This window comes from Ruminococcus sp. (assembly GCF_024684275.1).
Genome location: NZ_JAIKXF010000094.1, coordinates 1 through 16,255 on the forward strand (window position 1 = coordinate 1; position 16,255 = coordinate 16,255).

Annotated in this window: 18 protein-coding genes and 1 riboswitch; of the genes, 8 read left to right on the forward strand and 10 right to left on the reverse strand. The window is 46.8% G+C overall.

Translation table 11 applies throughout. From position 1 onward, the window contains the following. Positions 1 to 390, reverse strand: a 390-nt coding sequence (locus K5677_RS10495) for a P-loop NTPase (RefSeq protein ID WP_296727704.1), incomplete at its 3' end; no start/stop codon positions are given. Positions 391 to 757: 367 nt separating this feature from the next. Then, a riboswitch (FMN riboswitch) is annotated at positions 758 to 872 on the forward strand. A 77-nt stretch (positions 873 to 949) separates the two neighbouring features. Between K5677_RS10495 and K5677_RS10500 the strand changes: the two genes are divergently transcribed. The 8 genes from K5677_RS10500 to K5677_RS10535 are packed head-to-tail and all read left to right on the forward strand — an operon-like array spanning position 950 to position 6,896. Continuing rightward, positions 950 to 1,327 (forward strand): hypothetical protein, encoded by a 378-nt coding sequence (locus tag K5677_RS10500; RefSeq protein WP_296727707.1) that lies wholly within the window; start codon positions 950 to 952, stop codon positions 1,325 to 1,327. 39 nt (positions 1,328 to 1,366) lie between these two features. Then, the gene (gene ribD / locus K5677_RS10505) at positions 1,367 to 2,476 is read left to right on the forward strand and encodes a bifunctional diaminohydroxyphosphoribosylaminopyrimidine deaminase/5-amino-6-(5-phosphoribosylamino)uracil reductase RibD (RefSeq protein ID WP_296727709.1); all 1,110 of its coding nucleotides are present in this window, start codon (positions 1,367 to 1,369) and stop codon (positions 2,474 to 2,476) included. Then, on the forward strand, positions 2,457 to 3,101 hold the full coding sequence (ribE, locus tag K5677_RS10510; protein ID WP_296727712.1) for a riboflavin synthase: 645 nt from the start codon (positions 2,457 to 2,459) through the stop codon (positions 3,099 to 3,101). The genes ribD and ribE (K5677_RS10510) overlap by 20 nt, the downstream gene beginning before the upstream one ends. A 13-nt stretch (positions 3,102 to 3,114) precedes the next feature. Beyond that, a complete protein-coding gene (locus tag K5677_RS10515; protein WP_296727715.1) occupies positions 3,115 to 4,005 on the forward strand; it encodes a hypothetical protein in 891 nt (296 codons plus the stop codon). 5 nt (positions 4,006 to 4,010) lie between these two features. After that, positions 4,011 to 5,210, forward strand: a complete 1,200-nt coding sequence (locus tag K5677_RS10520) for a bifunctional 3,4-dihydroxy-2-butanone-4-phosphate synthase/GTP cyclohydrolase II (protein ID WP_296727717.1) — start codon at positions 4,011 to 4,013, stop codon at positions 5,208 to 5,210. Positions 5,211 to 5,219: 9 nt separating this feature from the next. Beyond that, positions 5,220 to 5,705, forward strand: a complete 486-nt coding sequence (locus tag K5677_RS10525) for a hypothetical protein (protein WP_296727720.1) — start codon at positions 5,220 to 5,222, stop codon at positions 5,703 to 5,705. A gap of 52 nt (positions 5,706 to 5,757) precedes the next feature. Beyond that, a complete protein-coding gene (ribE, locus tag K5677_RS10530; protein WP_296727722.1) occupies positions 5,758 to 6,225 on the forward strand; it encodes a 6,7-dimethyl-8-ribityllumazine synthase in 468 nt (155 codons plus the stop codon). Further along, on the forward strand, positions 6,225 to 6,896 hold the full coding sequence (locus K5677_RS10535; RefSeq protein WP_296727725.1) for an HAD hydrolase-like protein: 672 nt from the start codon (positions 6,225 to 6,227) through the stop codon (positions 6,894 to 6,896). The genes ribE (K5677_RS10530) and K5677_RS10535 overlap by 1 nt, the downstream gene beginning before the upstream one ends. Before the next feature lie 52 nt (positions 6,897 to 6,948). On the opposite strand, the gene upp is transcribed toward K5677_RS10535, so the two are convergent. From upp to K5677_RS10580, 9 genes are all read right to left on the reverse strand, one after another. Beyond that, positions 6,949 to 7,578 carry a uracil phosphoribosyltransferase gene (upp, locus tag K5677_RS10540; protein WP_296727727.1) on the reverse strand — a complete coding sequence of 210 codons (630 nt, stop codon included), beginning with the start codon at positions 7,576 to 7,578 and terminating at the stop codon, positions 6,949 to 6,951. A 2-nt stretch (positions 7,579 to 7,580) separates the two neighbouring features. Continuing rightward, complete coding sequence (locus tag K5677_RS10545; RefSeq protein ID WP_296727729.1) at positions 7,581 to 8,156, reverse strand: GNAT family N-acetyltransferase; 576 nt, start codon at positions 8,154 to 8,156, stop codon at positions 7,581 to 7,583. Between the two features lies 1 nt (position 8,157). Further along, entirely contained in the window at positions 8,158 to 8,592 is a 435-nt protein-coding gene (gene rpiB, locus K5677_RS10550) for a ribose 5-phosphate isomerase B (protein ID WP_296727731.1), read from the reverse strand. Between the two features lie 16 nt (positions 8,593 to 8,608). After that, positions 8,609 to 9,295 (reverse strand): tRNA (adenosine(37)-N6)-threonylcarbamoyltransferase complex dimerization subunit type 1 TsaB, encoded by a 687-nt coding sequence (gene tsaB / locus K5677_RS10555; protein ID WP_296727733.1) that lies wholly within the window; start codon positions 9,293 to 9,295, stop codon positions 8,609 to 8,611. Further along, positions 9,276 to 9,716: a tRNA (adenosine(37)-N6)-threonylcarbamoyltransferase complex ATPase subunit type 1 TsaE gene (gene tsaE, locus K5677_RS10560; RefSeq protein ID WP_296727736.1), complete on the reverse strand. Its 441-nt coding sequence runs from the start codon at positions 9,714 to 9,716 to the stop codon at positions 9,276 to 9,278. Before tsaE ends, tsaB begins: the two co-directional genes overlap by 20 nt. Before the next feature lie 14 nt (positions 9,717 to 9,730). Beyond that, entirely contained in the window at positions 9,731 to 11,404 is a 1,674-nt protein-coding gene (locus K5677_RS10565) for a formate--tetrahydrofolate ligase (RefSeq protein WP_296727738.1), read from the reverse strand. Positions 11,405 to 11,769: 365 nt separating this feature from the next. Continuing rightward, positions 11,770 to 13,083 (reverse strand): xylose isomerase, encoded by a 1,314-nt coding sequence (gene xylA / locus K5677_RS10570; protein ID WP_296727740.1) that lies wholly within the window; start codon positions 13,081 to 13,083, stop codon positions 11,770 to 11,772. A 14-nt stretch (positions 13,084 to 13,097) separates the two neighbouring features. After that, the gene (locus K5677_RS10575; protein WP_296727741.1) at positions 13,098 to 15,176 is read right to left on the reverse strand and encodes a glycoside hydrolase family 3 C-terminal domain-containing protein; all 2,079 of its coding nucleotides are present in this window, start codon (positions 15,174 to 15,176) and stop codon (positions 13,098 to 13,100) included. 20 nt (positions 15,177 to 15,196) lie between these two features. Next, positions 15,197 to 16,087: a hypothetical protein gene (locus K5677_RS10580; RefSeq protein WP_296727742.1), complete on the reverse strand. Its 891-nt coding sequence runs from the start codon at positions 16,085 to 16,087 to the stop codon at positions 15,197 to 15,199. Positions 16,088 to 16,255 lie beyond the last annotated feature (168 nt).

Genomic DNA, 16,255 nt, shown 5'->3' on the forward strand with positions numbered 1-16,255 from the left:
TCCTGCAATAACAGGACCTCTCCATACAACAGGATCGGACTCGTTCTCAAGAAGAAGATTTATAGACATGATGTCCAGTCCCATTTTGCTCTTGGCAGGGATAATGCCGAACTCGCAGGCGTCAGCCTTCTGATGGATACCGAAAGCCTTTGGTATAGACGGACCTGTAATATCAGCGTCCATAATGCCTACATTCTTGCCGAGACGCTGCATGGAAACTGCAAGCAATGAAGATACAAGAGTCTTACCAACGCCGCCCTTACCGCTGACAACGCCGATGACCTTGCCGATATTGCTCATTTTATTTGGCTGCTCCAGAAGGCTCTGGGGCTCTGTTCTGCTTCCGCAGTCGCTTCCGCAGCTTGAGCAATCGTGTGTACATTCGCTCATTAAAAACACTCCTTATGATGTAATACTTAATGTCTGCTCAACATGAATGGGCAAAATGAGCATGACATAAAGAAATGCGATGCGCAAATTCCGAATTTTATAAAGAATTTGCGCTCCCCGAACAGAGTTCGGGGCAATAACCGCCTTGCGGCGTTTATTGAGGATACATTACTTATATTATATCCCAAATTATAATTTTAGTCAATAGGATATTGACAAATCTATAACACAGTGATATAATATCAGTTGAGAGTTGACAGTTTAGAGTGGAGAGTTATTGTATCGCCTTACGGCGATGTTATTTAAATAAGTCTGCGAAGCAGACACATTAACTCTCAATTCTCAACTCTTAACTCTCAACTTTTAAGAGTATCTTCGGGGCAGGGTGCGATTCCCTACCGGCAGTATAGCCTGCGAGCCTTATGGGTTGATTCGGTGAGATTCCGAAGCCGACGGTAAAGTCCGGATGAAAGAAGATAAACCGCGCGCATAGTGCAGTATATGACTTCAAGCCCCGATATACGGGGCTTTTTCTATTTTCGGAGATAAGGAGGTTATCATGAAAAATACTCTGCGGAATATTTTCCTTGCTATCGGCTTTGGTACACTCATATTTACACCCATGATAATCTTTGACAACGGTATCAACGACACCATGAGGTCTGTAATAATATGGCTGACGGCTTCTATACTTTACGGCGCTTCATTCTCAATACTTAAAATGAAGACTATCTTCCGCTATCCGCTCCATATCATCGCCTGCTTTGCCATAACTTTAGCTGTAAGAACAGGCTATTCCTACTTCATGAACGGCGAGGTACATTTCAAAAAGCTGTTTCTCGTCACACTGCCTGTTTTTATTGCAGTCTATATATTACTTTTCCTCTATATGAAGTATTTCGGCAGTCCCGACACACAAAAAGATACGAAAGAATAAGATACGCACTCACAACTAACTAAAATACGAGGTGAAAATATGACTAATGAAGATTTTATGCGAGAGGCTCTCATACTTGCAAGGAAGGGCATGGGCTTTACTTCCCCTAATCCTATGGTGGGAGCTGTCATCGTCAGGAAGGGCGAGATAATAGCTGCGGGCTATCACAAGAAATACGGCGACCTTCACGCAGAGCGCTCTGCCTTTGCATACTGCGAAGAAAACGGCATAAACTGCAAGGGCGCGGATATGTACGTCACCTTAGAGCCATGCTGTCATCACGGCAAACAGCCCCCATGCACCGACGCAGTCATAGCCCACGGCATAAAGCGTATTTTTATAGGCTCGTCAGACCCTAATCCCCTTGTAGCAGGCAAGGGCGTAGAGATACTCCGTGACCACGGCATAGAGGTCATAGAGGGTATACTGAAAGACGAATGTGACGCTCTCAATGAGATATTCTTCCACTATATCACAACTGGACTGCCATTTGTGACTATGAAGTACGCTATGACCTTAGACGGCAAGATAGCCTGCTATACAGGTGAATCAAAGTGGATAACAGGCGAAACATCCCGTGCTCATGTTCAGCAGGAAAGGCTCAGACACAGTGCTATTATGGTTGGTGTGGGAACTGTCCTTGCGGACGATCCTCTGCTCACCTGCCGACTTGAAAACGGACGCGATCCCATACGAATAATCTGCGACAGCTCTCTTAGAACTCCACTCAGCAGCAATATCGTAAAAACAGCAAATAAAGTTCCTACTATTATTGCCACCATATCCGATGACCGTGAAAAGGCTTCACGCTATGAGGAATCAGGCTGCCGCATAATAAAGACTGCTCCAAAGGACGGTCATGTGGACTTATCCGCACTTATGAAGCTCCTCGGCAAAGAGAGACTTGACAGCATACTCCTTGAAGGAGGCGGCGAGCTTAACTGGTCAGCGCTCAATGAGGGCATAGTCAGCAAGGTACAGGCATATATCGCTCCCAAGCTCTTTGGCGGCAGCAGCAAAACACCAGTTTCAGGACAGGGAGTCCCCGTACCAACAGACGCCTTTATGCTGGAGCAAAGCAGCATAGTACATATCGGTGACGATATCCTCATAGAAAGCAGGGTGAAAAATGTTCACGGGAATAATTGAAGAGGTAGGCACTGTATGCCGCGTTCAGCGGTCAGGAAACGCCTCATTCATTGAGATACAGGCAAAAACTGTACTTGAAGACGCTCATCTCGGCGACAGTATCGCCGTCAACGGCGTATGCCTTACGGTGACTCATTTCAGCGGCGGAGTTTTCCGCGCAGATGTTATGAATGAGACACTGAACCGTTCATCACTTGGCAGCCTCACAACAGGAAGTCCCGTAAATCTTGAACGTGCAATGGCAGCAAACGGACGCTTCGGCGGACACATTGTATCGGGACACATCGACGGTACAGGAAATATAACAGACATAAAAAATGACGGTATCGCTGTGTGGTACACGGTGAGCGCAGCTCCCGAAATACTGCGTTATATCGTAGAAAAGGGCTCTATAGCCATTGACGGCATAAGCCTTACTGTGGCAAAGGTGACGGATACCTCATTCAGCGTTTCCATTATCCCTCACACAGCCTCTCAGACGATACTCGGCACGAAAAAAGTCGGCGATATAGTAAACCTTGAAAATGATATAATCGGCAAATACGTTGAAAAGCTCATGAAGCCTGCGGAAACTGAAAAAACAAGCGGCATTACTATGGACTTTCTTGCGAAAAACGGATATTAAAAGGAGAAAAGCTATGAAAATCGCAAAAGCACTTCTGACCTCGTCACTGATAACCGCAGCTCTGCTCACAGGCTGCGCCGACAGCAAGAACAGCAGTGAGATAAAGGTGGGCGATGTCACTATCGACCTCGATGACGTCCAAAAGGAATATTCACAGAACAAAGAGTTCCTGAAGAACTATTTAATCGAGACCCCAAAGCCTGTCAATGCAATGTCTGTATATATCCCCGGGGGAAATATCGTCGTTGAGCACTCAGGCGACGACCAGTCAGGCTTGGCACTCAGGTACAAGGTATTTGCAGATTCCGAGGAAACTCTCAAAGAGGTCGACGAGCATATCGGTTCTGTCTCAGAGATCAAGGACAATGTCCTTGAAATAAAGCTGGTCGAGGCTCAGACCAATGAGGACCTCGAGTCATGGCTGGAAAAGAATATCCCCGACTGCCGTATTGAGTATGATACCTATATCACAGTTCCCGAATATGTCACCGATTACAGGACTAAATGCGGCGTCGGAAATATATCCTTCACCGAAATGTCGGGAAGCTTCACTGCTGACGTCAGTGTGGGAAATATAACCTTCTCCGATAATGAGATAACAGGTCCCTCTGTGATAAAATGCAATACGGGCAATATTCAGATGAACGGCAATACCTACAAGGCTAAAACAGATATTTCCGCCGAGACAGGCAATATTCATTTCTGTCTGCCACTAAACGGCTCCGACGGAGCTGATATAAGCGTTAAGGCTGACACCGGCAATATACAGCTCACGGGTATCAAGAACTATGAGGTAAAGTCCGAGGAAAAGAAGAGCAATTCACAGAGCCTGAGCATTGAGGTCGAGAACTGCAATATCGGCTTCGCTGTCGATAATGGCGAGATCAAAATAGATAAGGAGTAATCTTAATGTTCCAGTATAACACTGTTGAAGAAGCCTGCGAGGCTCTCAGAAACGGCGAGATCATCCTCGTTACTGATGACGAGGACAGAGAGAATGAGGGCGACATGATATGTGCCGCTCAGTTTGCAACAACAGAAAATGTCAACTTTATGGCTGCTCACGCAAAGGGACTCATTTGTATGCCTATGAGCGCCGAGCTTTGTGACAGGCTTCATCTGCCGCAAATGGTTGACTACAACACCGATAACCACTGTACAGCTTTCACTGTCTCAATAGACCATGTAAAGACTACCACAGGTATATCCGCTGAGGAAAGAGGCTTCACAGCCCGTATGTGCGTCGATAAAAACGCTAAACCCGAGGACTTCCGCAGACCGGGGCATATGTTTCCTCTTACAGCCAAGAAAAACGGCGTTCTCGAACGTGAGGGACACACAGAGGCTACTGTTGACCTCATGCGTATAGCAGGGCTTGAGGAGTGCGGTCTGTGCTGTGAGATAATGCGTGACGACGGAACTATGATGAGAACACCCGAGCTTCAGAAAAAGGCTGAGGAGTGGGGAATGAAGTTCATAACCATACAGGCGCTGAAGGAATACCGCAAGGTACATGATGTGCTGGTGGAGTGCGTTGCAAATACCAAGCTTCCCACTAAATACGGCGAATTCCGTGCTCTCGGCTACGTCAACAGGCTCAACGGCGAACACCATGTTGCCCTCGTTAAAGGAGACATCGGTGACGGACAGGATATACTCTGCCGAGTTCATTCCGAGTGCCTTACAGGCGACGCCTTCGGCTCGCTGAAATGCGACTGCGGTCAGCAATTCGCGGCGGCTATGACTCAGATAGAAAAGGAAGGACGCGGCATACTCCTCTATATGCGTCAGGAGGGACGCGGTATCGGACTTATCAATAAGCTCCGCGCCTATGAATTGCAGGACAATGGTATGGATACCCTTGAAGCGAACCTTGCTTTAGGATTCCCGGGAGACCTGCGCGAATACTACATCGGCGCACAGATACTCCGCGACCTCGGCTGCAAAACACTGAGACTGCTGACAAACAACCCCGACAAGGTGTACGGACTCAGCGGCTTCGGACTGGAAATAAAGGAGCGTGTGCCTATACAGGTCGATGCTACTGCCTACGACCTGTTCTATCTCAAAACGAAACGCGACAAGATGGGACATATTCTTAATTACTGAGGTGAGAAGATGTTAAAAACTATTTTTTTCGGCTTTATCTGCGTTTTATGCATTATAAGTATTATTCTCGATGTTGGTATGTTCATCTCATGGTCAAAGGCTAAAGAAAAAGCCTTCGTTGCAAACTGGCTCTCATTTCTGATAACTGTATTCCTGTTTGCAGTAAACCTTATTCCGGGTGAGATCGACAGAATATCAATTGCACTTGCTATTCTGATGCTGCTTGTTCTCCCATGTGAGTTTACCTGCCTTTCGCCTGAGGGCATAAGAACGATGATATTCAGAAACAAAGGTCTGAATCCCGTTGAAAATCTCAGCTATGAATACAAAAAGGGCAGATTCTTTGAGAATTTATGTATTTACCAGAATAATGTAAAATCAGGAAGCAAAGATCTGCCAATGAGATTTAATATCGGCATAAAAAGACCGAAAACCGTAAAAATGCTGGCTGACTGGTACGGCAAGCACGGCTATGAAAATCCGCTTATAAAATAAGGGGACAAACAAGCTCAAAAAGTCAATATAAAATCTGAAAGGAAATATAATTATGAAAACTTACGAAGGAAAACTGGTCTCAAAGGACACAAGAATAGGTATCGTTGTTGCACGTTTCAACGAGTTCATCACATCAAAGCTTCTCGGCGGAGCTGTTGATACTCTCAAGCGTCATGACGTAAGCGAAGGCGCTATCGACATCGCATGGGTACCGGGAGCATTCGAGATACCTCTTATCGCTTCAAAAATGGCTAACTCAGGCAAGTACGACGCTGTTATCTGTCTTGGTGCTATCATCAGAGGAAGCACCTCTCACTATGACCTTGTCTGCAACGAGGCTGCAAAGGGTATCGCTCAGGTATCTCTCCAGTCAGGTATCCCTGTAATGTTCGGCGTTATAACCACTGAGAATATCGAGCAGGCTATCGAGCGAGCAGGCTCAAAGGCAGGCAACAAGGGAAGCGAATGCGCTGAGGGAGCTATCGAGATGATAAACCTTATTAGAGAGATCGAGGCATAATGACCAATCTTATCTTTGATTACGACGGCACTATCCATAACTCAATGCTGACATATGCACCTGCATTCCGCGGCACTATGAAATGGCTCTCGGATAACGGATACATTGCTGACAGGGAGTACACCGACAAGGAGATAAGCTATTGGCTCGGATTCAACTCCACTGATATGTGGGGACAGTTCCACCCCGAGCTTGATCCCGTGATACGCGAAAAAGCCCGTGTTATGCTGGGCGAGGATATGGCAGCACGAGTTGACAGCGGCGAGGGAGCTCTCTATGACGGCGCAGAGGAAGTCCTCACAGAGCTGAAAAAAAGCGGCTATACGCTGATATTTCTCAGCAACTGCCGCTTCCACTATCTCGAACGCCACAAGCGTGTATTCAGGCTTGACCGCTTCTTCGACTATTTCTACTGCTGCGAAGCCTATAATTTCATACCAAAGTATGAGATATTCCGCAAAATAGCTCCAAACCATGATGGAGATTTCATCGTCATAGGTGACCGATTCCACGATATAGAGACAGCCGCTCAGAACGGACTCCCATCAATCGGCTGCGGCTACGGCTTCGGCTCAGCGGAGGAGCTTGCAAAGGCTGACATCATTGTTCAGAGAATACAGGATATTCCCGATGCTGTAAGGCATTTAACCGCAGTAAACCGCAATATTTAAACAAATATAAGAAAAAGCAGCTGTTAATGCAGCTGCTTTTTTGCATATGCCTTTACTTTGTACCGAAGATACGGTCCCCTGCGTCACCGACACCGGGAACGATATACTTATCCTCGTTAAGCTTTTCGTCCATAACACCTGCGTATATATCAACATCGGGGTGAGCTTCCTGAACTGCCTTAACGCCTTCGGGTGAGCAGATGATACACATGAACTTGATGTGCTTTGAGCCCAGCTGCTTCATCTCAGTGATAGCAGCTACTGCTGATCTGCCTGTTGCAAGCATAGGATCAACAATAATGGTATCGCGCTCGCTGATGTCATCAGGCACCTTAGAATAATACTTCACAGGCTCCTTTGTGACAGGATCGCGGAAAAGTCCTATATGACCTATCTTTGCTGCTGGAACAAGAGTTGTAACGCCATCTACCATTCCGAGACCTGCTCGGAGAATAGGGATAAAAGCAAGCTTTCTTCCTGAGATTATTTTTGTCTTTGCCACAGCAAGTGGAGTTTCAAGCTCTATCTCCTTCAAAGGAAGGTCTCTTGTTGCCTCATAGCAGATGAACATTGCTATTTCAGAAACGAGCTCACGGAACTCCTTTGTTCCTGTGTTCTTATCTCTTAAAAGTGAAATTTTGTGCTGAACCAGTGGGTGGTCAATAATGTGTAATTCTCCCATAGTTAGCAGCTCCTTTCATTAATAATATTCAGATATATATCCTTTTCGATACAGTAGCATATCTCGCCCTCGGGAACAGCTCCCTCATGTATAAAGCGCTGTACTGTATCCGTTCTGTGCATCGAGGACTTTTCGAGTACTCGTCCCGACTTTGTATTCTCGGCTCTGTGGTAGGCTTCAAGCCTGTCAAAGTCCATAGTATTAAAGCTGTGAGCCAGAAGACCTGCAAGAGCTTCTCCTGCATAGCCCTTACCCCAGTATTTCCTGCCGATACAGTATTCTATCTCAGCAGTACTCTGTTCCTCCCAGACCTTACAGAAGGCTATCTGTCCGATATTCCTGCCGCTTGACTTCTCTATTATCGCCCAGCGGTAGAAGTCAGGCTTTTCATAGCCCATTATATAGCTGTCAAGCAGCCCTTTCACCTGAGCTTCATCAGTATAAACAGGCTCTCCGTACTCATGCTGTATCTCAGGCAGTGAAGCCCAGTTCTCCAGCATATCACGCCGGTCGTCAGCTTGAAATCTGCGGCATATGAGACGTTCTGTCTCAAATGGAACAGTTCCCGTATGCTTCATATTACTTGTTTTCCAGAGCAGTTATAAGGTCAACTCTTCTCTGATGACGTCCGCCCTCAAACTCTGTTGTGAGGAATATCTCTGCAAGCTCGCTTGCAAGTCCTGGACCGAGAGTTCTTGCGCCCATACACATTACGTTTGCGTCATTGTGCAGACGTGTGTACTTAGTAGAGAAGCTGTCGGCGCAGAGTGCTGCACGGATACCCTTTATCTTGTTTGCAGCAATTGACATACCGATACCTGTTCCGCAGATAAGTATGCCCTTTTCACAGCTGCCAGAGGTTATCTCGCCGCAGAGCTTCTCTGCCATTACAGGGTAATCGCAGGGCTCTCCGTCTGTGCCTAAGTCCTTTAGCTTGAATCCCTTTTCTGTCAGATACTCAATAACTGCCTTTTTCATTTCCACACCAGCGTGGTCACAGCCTATAGCTATCATATTAAACATCTCCATATTATTTGTTTTTATTTTCCAAGTCCTTTTCAGCCTTGACCTTCTGCAGATACGAGACCTCCAGCTCTTCGGGCTGAGAGAGCTTTCTTGAAACTCCTGCAAGGCACACGCCCACAGCACTCTGCAAGCGTCCCTGTGGAGGAGCAATTATGAACGCAGGCGAGCTGTATGCATTATAGAACTCCGCAGCTCCGTCGCCGCAGAGCATACACTCCTTGACGTTGAAAGCAAGGTACTCAGCAAGCTCGTCACGGGAGATTATCTGTTCTTCCGTCACCTGCTCGACGCAGAAGCCGTCGCTCTTATAGGTACAGGTGTAGACCAGCTCTCCCCTCGCCTTCATAATGGCGCAAATATTGCCCTTGTAGGCAAGATTATTGCAGGCAAGTCCTAAAAGCGTGGATATTCCGCAGCATTTAATGCCCAATCCGAAGCTTAGTGCCTTTACTGCGGCTACTCCGATACGCAGTCCCGTATAAGAGCCCGGACCGTTTGCAACAGCAATGCCACCCAAATCGGAAAGTTCTTTCCCTGCCTGTGCCATGACGTCCTTGACCATTGGCATTATGACCTGAGAATGAGTTTTCTGTGTATAAACAGTAGCCTGAGCGAGAAACAGCTCACTTTCCGAGTCAAAAAGCGCTGCGGAAGCGTTCTTTCCCGAGGTATCAATCCCAAGCAGCAGCAAATCTTCCACCGTCCTCAATAGTAATTTCCCTGTCGTTTTCACCGAGGCTGCTTATGGTCACATAGATAGTGTCTTTTGGCAGAAACTCTGCAATATTCTCTGACCACTCCACTGCCGCTACATTATCCTCAAAGGGATAATCATAAAAACCTGTGGATTCAAGGTCGTCCTCAGAGTCTATGCGGTACATATCAAAATGATAGAGCGTCATGTGCTCGCCGCGGTACTCGTTGACAAGGGCGAATGTGGGTGAGGTAACGCTGTCACCAAGCCCCATTCCAATGGCAAGACCACGGGTAAAGGTAGTTTTTCCTGCACCCAGTCCGCCTTTATATGCTATCATGTCTCCTGCTTTCAGCAGACTGCCAAGCTTTTCAGCAGCAGCAATGGTCTCCTGTGGAGAATGAGTTATTATCTTCATATTCTGTCAGCCTATCAGAAAAGTCCTGTGATAGTGCCGTCGCTGTTGCAGTCGATATTCAGAGCCGCAGGAGCCTTAGGAAGTCCCGGCATAGTGAGGATATCGCCTGTGTAGATAACTACGAAGCCTGCGCCCGATGAGAGCTTTGCGTCGCGGACAGTTATCTTGAAATTCTTTGGCTTTCCGAGAAGATTCGGGTTATCCGAGAGAGAATACTGAGTCTTTGCAACGCAGATAGGAAGGTCCCAGAAGCCGATATTCTCTATCTCCTTGATAGCCTTTTCAGCCTGAGCGGTAAATGTAACGCCCTCAGCGCGGTATATCTCCTTAGCTATCTTCTCGACCTTGTCCTTGATAGTAGCGTGAGTATCGTAAAGGGGCTTGAACTCATTGTCGCCGCAGAGGTCGATAGCCTCGCAGACCTTATTAGCAAGGTCTGTGCCGCCCTCGCCGCCCTTTGCGAATACCTCGCACATGGACACCTCTACTCCCATTTCGGAGCAGAAGTTCTCAACAAACTTTACTTCCTCGTCCGTATCTGTAGCAAATCTGTTGATAGCCACAACTACAGGAACATGGTACTTATGCATATTCTCGATATGAGTTCTCAGGTTCTCGATACCCTTTTCAAGAGCCCACATATTCTCCTTTGCAAGGTCCTGCTTCTGAACTCCTCCATTGTACTTGAGAGCCTTGATAGTGGCTACGAGAACTACGCATGACGGAGCAAGTCCGCCGATACGGCACTTGATGTCAAGGAACTTTTCAGCGCCCAGGTCAGAACCGAATCCTGCCTCAGTAACGACGTAGTCACCAAGTTTAAGAGCAAGCTTTGTAGCCCTCAGTGAATTGCAGCCGTGAGCGATATTCGCAAAAGGTCCGCCGTGGATAAATGCAGGAGTATTTTCAAGAGTCTGTACAAGGTTTGGCTTGAGAGCGTCCTTGAGAAGTGCTGTCATGGCACCTGTACAGCCCAGATCTCTTGCATAGACAGGCTCGCCGCTGAGATTATAAGCCACAAGGATATTACCGAGGCGCTCCTTCAGGTCAGCAAGATCGGAAGCCAGACAAAGTATAGCCATTACCTCTGAAGCAACGGTGATATTGAAGCCGTCCTCACGGGGAACACCGTTGGCTCTGCCGCCGAGACCGATGAGGATATTTCTCAGGGCTCTGTCGTTCATATCCATACAGCGCTTGAACATTATCCTGCGCTGATCTATCTGTAGTGTATTTCCCTGCTGAAGATGATTATCTATCATTGCGCAGAGAAGATTATTAGCAGCCGTGATAGCGTGCATATCGCCTGTGAAATGGAGGTTGATGTCCTCCATTGGAACTACCTGTGCATAGCCGCCGCCTGCTGCGCCGCCCTTCATGCCGAATACAGGTCCGAGAGAGGGCTCGCGGAGTGCAAGGACTGTCTTTTTGCCTATTCTGCGCATAGCGTCCGAAAGTCCGACACTGATAGTTGTTTTTCCCTCACCTGCGGGAGTAGGATTTATAGCGGTAACAAGTATAAGCTTACCGTCAGCGTTGTCTGCAAGCTTTGTGTAGAGTGCCTCTGAAAGCTTAGCCTTATAATGGCCATAGGGCTCAATATCAGCCTCATCGATGCCAAGACCTGCTGCGATCTCGGTAATACGCTTCATTTCGGCGCTCTGAGCAATTTCAATATCAGATAACATAAATATATCCTCCGAAGTATCAATAATAATTTTATTATACCACTTTTCAAAAGCAAATGCAAGGTTTGGGAATAATATTTCACAACAAAGAAGGCTGCACTATTGAAAGTGCAGCCCTCTATGATTTAAGAAAGAAAAATGTGATAACATTAAGAACACTATAATCCATGACACCGCTCGCTGCACAGCCTGCTATGCCATACTCAACAAGCAGGATATATGCAATAATGAACGGTATAAGGTTCAGCTACAGTCGGGAATCGCCCAAACTGCACTGTTTTAAGCGTTATTATCAGTATCATAACAGCCTTTCCGACTGTTATGATACAGAATTATTATTTATCTATTCCTACAGTCCCTCTTGATCAAAGGCTGAAAAGAACATTGTTTACGATAGACTCGAGCATTTCCTGTCTGCCGCTTGTGAGTGAAGCTGTAACCTCACCCTTTTCAAGAGCATACTTTTCGAGAGATGCAAAGTCTGCCTTGCCAGCGATGATGTCAGCACCGATGCCTGTCTTCCATGAAGCATATCTGTCCTCTATGAACTTGTCGATACGTCCGTCCTCAACGAGCTTGAGAGCAGCTCTGAAGCCAAGTGCGAATGCGTCCATACCTGCGATGTAGCTGAGGAAGATATCCTCGGGAGTGAAGCTGCCTCTTCTTGCCTTAGCGTCGAAGTTGAGACCGCCGTTTGTGAAGCCGCCAGCCTTGATCACCTCATACATACACATTGTTGTGTCGTAGATGTTTGTCGGGAACTGGTCTGTATCCCAACCGAGGAGCGGATCGCCCTGGTTAGCGTCGATAGAACCGAATACACCGTTGTCTCTTGCAACACGGAGCTCATGCTGGAATGTATGCTGAGCAAGTGTAGCATGGTTAGCCTCGATGTTCATCTTGAAGTCCTTATCAAGACCGTACTTTCTGAGGAAGCCCAGAACAGTAGCAGTATCAAAGTCATACTGGTGCTTTGTTGGCTCCTTTGGCTTTGGCTCGATGTAGAAATCACCTGTGAAGCCGATAGAACGTCCGTACTCAACAGCCATCTTCATGAGGCGAGCCATGTTGTCAAGCTCAAGGCCCATGTTTGTGTTGAGGAGAGTCTCATAACCCTCACGTCCGCCCCAGAATACATAGCCGTTACCGCCGAGCTTTACAGTAGACTCAAGAGCCTTCTTGATCTGTGCAGCTGAGAAAGCGAAAACGTCTGCGGAAGGTGAAGTACCTGCACCGTGCATGAATCTTGGGTGATCGAAGCACTTAGCTGTACCCCAGAGGCACTTCTTGTCGCCCATAGCAGACTTCATATAGTCTGTAACGATATCGAGCTGTGCATTTGTGTCCTTTAAGCTGCCATACTCAGGAGAAAGGTCACGGTCGTGGAAGCAGTAGTAGTCGATGGAAAGCTTATCCATGATCTCCTTAGCTGCATCTACCTTAGCCTTAGCTCTTGAAGCAGGGTCTGACTGTCCCCATGTCTTGTCTGTTGTGCCGCAGCCGAACATATCTGTTCCGTCGCCGCCCATTGTGTGCCACCATGAGAGGGCAAACTTGAGATGATCACGCATCTTCTTGCCGTTGATAACTTCGTCCGGATTGTAGTACTTGAATGAGAAATCGTCCTTGCTGTCCTTGCCCTTATACTCGATCTTGCCGATATTCTTGAAAAATTCCATTTTTTCCTCCATAATTATACATTTATTTTCAGAGTAGTGCATTTCTTGCCTGTCAGCTTTTCGCTGAGCTCGTCAGGCTGTGAAGTTCCTGCATAGAGGGTGAACTCACTGCCTTCCTTTACCCACTCGCCCTTTTCATTGACTGCCATTACAGCTCTTTCAGGAAGAGTAATCTGTACGACCTTGCTCTCGCCTGCGTCAAGTGCAACTCTTTTGAAGCCGCAGAGGCTGTGGTTGGGAACTGCGTTCTCCGAATAACCTTTGATATAGAACTGGACTACATCTTCTGTAGCGCGGCTGCCTGTATTTGTGATCTTTACTGAAGCAACACCGTTTTCAAAAGTGAGCTCCGAGCACTCTGTCTCGGAATATGTAAGTCCGAATCCGAAGGGGTAAAGAATATTGCCCTCGGAATATCTGTAAGTACGGTTCTTCATGCTGTAATCCGAGAAATCGGGCAGCTTAGATGCGTCCTCATAGAATGTAACAGGGAGCTTGCCTGATGGAGATACCTTGCCGAAGAGAATATTGGCAAGAGCTCTTCCGCCCAGCTGTCCGGGATACCAGGCGTGGATAATCGCGTCGCAGTCTGCTTCAACATTTATCGCACTTCCTGCTGCTGTTACTATGATAACAGGCTTGCCTTTAGCCATTACCGTCTTTACAAGCTTACGCTGTGACTCGGGAAGTCTCAGGTCGTTCTTGTCTCCTGAGGAGAATTCGTTTCCTGTGTCGCCCTCTTCGCCCTCGATAGTAGCATCAAGGCCTACACAAAGAACAACGATGTCTGAATGTTCTGTGATTATCTCAGCCTCGGCGAGTCTGTCGTCGGGGAGTGCGAGATTCATACATCTGTCCTTGTAGAGGTGACTTCCCTCGGAGAAAAGAACTCTGCCGTCGAATGCCTCACGTATTCCCTCAAGGAATGTGACATATTCATCAGCTCTGCCGTTGTAGTTGCCCTCAAGTGCGGGAACACTGTCGGCATTTGGTCCGATAACTCCGATAGTCTTGTATTTCTTGCCGTCAAGAGGCAGAATACCATTGTTTCTGAGGAGCACCATTGCTCTCTCCGAGCATTCAAGAGCGAATTTCTTGTGCTCGTCGCAGGCTACGATGTCATAGTCAAGTCCGTCATACTCTGTTGACTTGTCAAACATACCGAGCCTTACTCTTGTTCTCATCAGCTTAACGCAGGCATTTCTCAGATCCTCCTTAGTAATGAGTCCCTCGTTATATGCGATAAGAAGATGAAGATATGTATTTCCGCAGTTGAGGTCGCAGCCTGTCTTGAGAGCCAGTGCAGCGGACTCTGGAGCGGTCTTTGTAACGCCATGATTTGTGTGGAAATCTCTGAGTGCCCAGCAGTCTGAAACGAAGTGACCGTCAAAGCCCCATTCCTTCAGCTTACTCATAAGGAACTTGCTTGCGCAGGCGGGCTCACCATTTACACGGTTATAAGCTCCCATAATGCTCTCTACCTTAGACTCTTTCACAAGAGCCTCAAAGGCAGCTGTATAAGTCTCGGTCATGTCCTTCATATTGGACTTGGCGTCGAACTCATGTCTTGTTGCTTCAGGACCGCTGTGAACTGCAAAATGCTTTGCACAGGCAGCTGTTCTAAGAACCTTGCCGTCGCCCTGAAGTCCCTTTGCATAGGCAACACCAAGTCTGGAGGTAAGGTACGGATCCTCACCGTAGGTCTCCTGACCTCTTCCCCATCTCGGATCTCGGAATATATTTACGTTAGGTGACCATAGGGTAAGTCCCTTATATATATCGCGGTCACCATGAGCAGAATACTCATTATATTTAGCTCTTGCTTCAACAGAAGTTATCTCTCCTGCCTTATGTACAGCCTCTTCGTCAAACATTGCAGCCATACCGATCGTCTGTGGGAACATTGTAGCTGTACCTGCTCTTGCAACGCCGTGCAGTCCCTCGCTCCACCAATTGTAAGCGGGTATCCCAAGTCTGTCGATTTTAGGCGCGTCATATTTGAGCTGTTCTGCCTGTTCCTCAACCGAAAGCCTGTCCGTAAGGTCTTCAGCTCTTTCAAGTGCGGATAATGCTTCATTTAAATACTTCTCCATTAGGCATTTACCTTTCTCTGTTATATTTTGCTTACAAACTCATCTATGACCTCTTCGGGAGCCTTGTCAGCAGATCTAAGCTCCCATGTTTCCTTTAGTGATGCGGTCTCTCCAGGCTTGTAGCTCTTTAACTCGCCAAGTATCTCGCATTCAAGGAAAAGACTGTTTGTATATGTTTCAAAGTTACAGCAGAAATCAGGATATTCCGCAGGCGTATACCCGTCAAAGCTTACCTTCAGGATATTTTTGCCGTTTATATAGATTATCTCTTTTCCCGTAACGTTGAAGCCGGTTTTGAAAGGCTTTACCGCCTTTGTGTCCTGTCTTAGCAGGGCATATTTATCAGTGAGAGTGAATCTCCTGTCATTTATATCAGAATAGCTCCACAGAGCCATTGTTCTGTTTGGAAGGAAGCCATTGTCATCACTGCAAAGAGGGATAATCTCAGTACCGCCTGCCGCAAGTCCTGTAACTGACCACGGAGCGAATCTTGAAGATTTATCCGAACAATTTGTTATCCTGTTGTCGATAGTGACTGTATCGTCATCGCCCATAGTTATCAGTATCTCAAATTGTTTATCAAATTTTGTTCTTGCAGGTCTGAGTGTAAGTGTACCCTTGTCAAAAAATGCCTCGACCTTTGAGTTGTCAGGTAGGTAAGTTTCGGGCATTTCCTCGGGAGCGCACCAGATCCTGTGTCCGCCGTAAGCGTACCACACTCCGTAGCCGCTGTTCATCTCGTAGAAATTTCTGTCAATGTCTTCAAATAAGACGTTACTGCCGTCAACAAAGCCAAAAAAAACGATCCTCGGACCTACATCGGTAGTAGCGATAAGCTTGATCCTGCCGTTTTCAAGGCATTGACATTTCCCGAAATTCTCATATTCAGTCTCATAGCATTTTACAGACATTCATACATCACCTTTCGTTTGCTATAACGTTATTATATTACACTTCGGCAATTTATACCAATCAAAAATTGCTACTTGGTATTCAAAAAATGCGAACATTGCACAAATTATTCAAATCCACTTTACAAATACTATTGCAATAGTGTATAATATATCCAGTTCTAAGGT

Excerpts from the sequence above, each read along its gene's own strand:
- rpiB (WP_296727731.1), bottom strand. The coding sequence starts at position 8,592 with ATGATAGCTATAGGCTGTGACCACGCTGGTGTGGAAATGAAAAAGGCA.
- tsaE (WP_296727736.1), bottom strand. The coding sequence starts at position 9,716 with ATGAAGATAATAACTCATTCTCCACAGGAGACCATTGCTGCTGCTGAA.
- K5677_RS10575 (WP_296727741.1), bottom strand. The coding sequence starts at position 15,176 with ATGGAGAAGTATTTAAATGAAGCATTATCCGCACTTGAAAGAGCTGAA.
- upp (WP_296727727.1), bottom strand. The coding sequence starts at position 7,578 with ATGGGAGAATTACACATTATTGACCACCCACTGGTTCAGCACAAAATT.
- K5677_RS10535 (WP_296727725.1), top strand. The coding sequence starts at position 6,225 with ATGACCAATCTTATCTTTGATTACGACGGCACTATCCATAACTCAATG.
- K5677_RS10500 (WP_296727707.1), top strand. The coding sequence starts at position 950 with ATGAAAAATACTCTGCGGAATATTTTCCTTGCTATCGGCTTTGGTACA.
- ribE (WP_296727722.1), top strand. The coding sequence starts at position 5,758 with ATGAAAACTTACGAAGGAAAACTGGTCTCAAAGGACACAAGAATAGGT.
- xylA (WP_296727740.1), bottom strand. The coding sequence starts at position 13,083 with ATGGAATTTTTCAAGAATATCGGCAAGATCGAGTATAAGGGCAAGGAC.
- ribE (WP_296727712.1), top strand. The coding sequence starts at position 2,457 with ATGTTCACGGGAATAATTGAAGAGGTAGGCACTGTATGCCGCGTTCAG.
- K5677_RS10565 (WP_296727738.1), bottom strand. The coding sequence starts at position 11,404 with ATGTTATCTGATATTGAAATTGCTCAGAGCGCCGAAATGAAGCGTATT.
- K5677_RS10580 (WP_296727742.1), bottom strand. The coding sequence starts at position 16,087 with ATGTCTGTAAAATGCTATGAGACTGAATATGAGAATTTCGGGAAATGT.
- K5677_RS10545 (WP_296727729.1), bottom strand. The coding sequence starts at position 8,156 with ATGAAGCATACGGGAACTGTTCCATTTGAGACAGAACGTCTCATATGC.
- K5677_RS10515 (WP_296727715.1), top strand. The coding sequence starts at position 3,115 with ATGAAAATCGCAAAAGCACTTCTGACCTCGTCACTGATAACCGCAGCT.
- K5677_RS10520 (WP_296727717.1), top strand. The coding sequence starts at position 4,011 with ATGTTCCAGTATAACACTGTTGAAGAAGCCTGCGAGGCTCTCAGAAAC.
- ribD (WP_296727709.1), top strand. The coding sequence starts at position 1,367 with ATGACTAATGAAGATTTTATGCGAGAGGCTCTCATACTTGCAAGGAAG.
- K5677_RS10525 (WP_296727720.1), top strand. The coding sequence starts at position 5,220 with ATGTTAAAAACTATTTTTTTCGGCTTTATCTGCGTTTTATGCATTATA.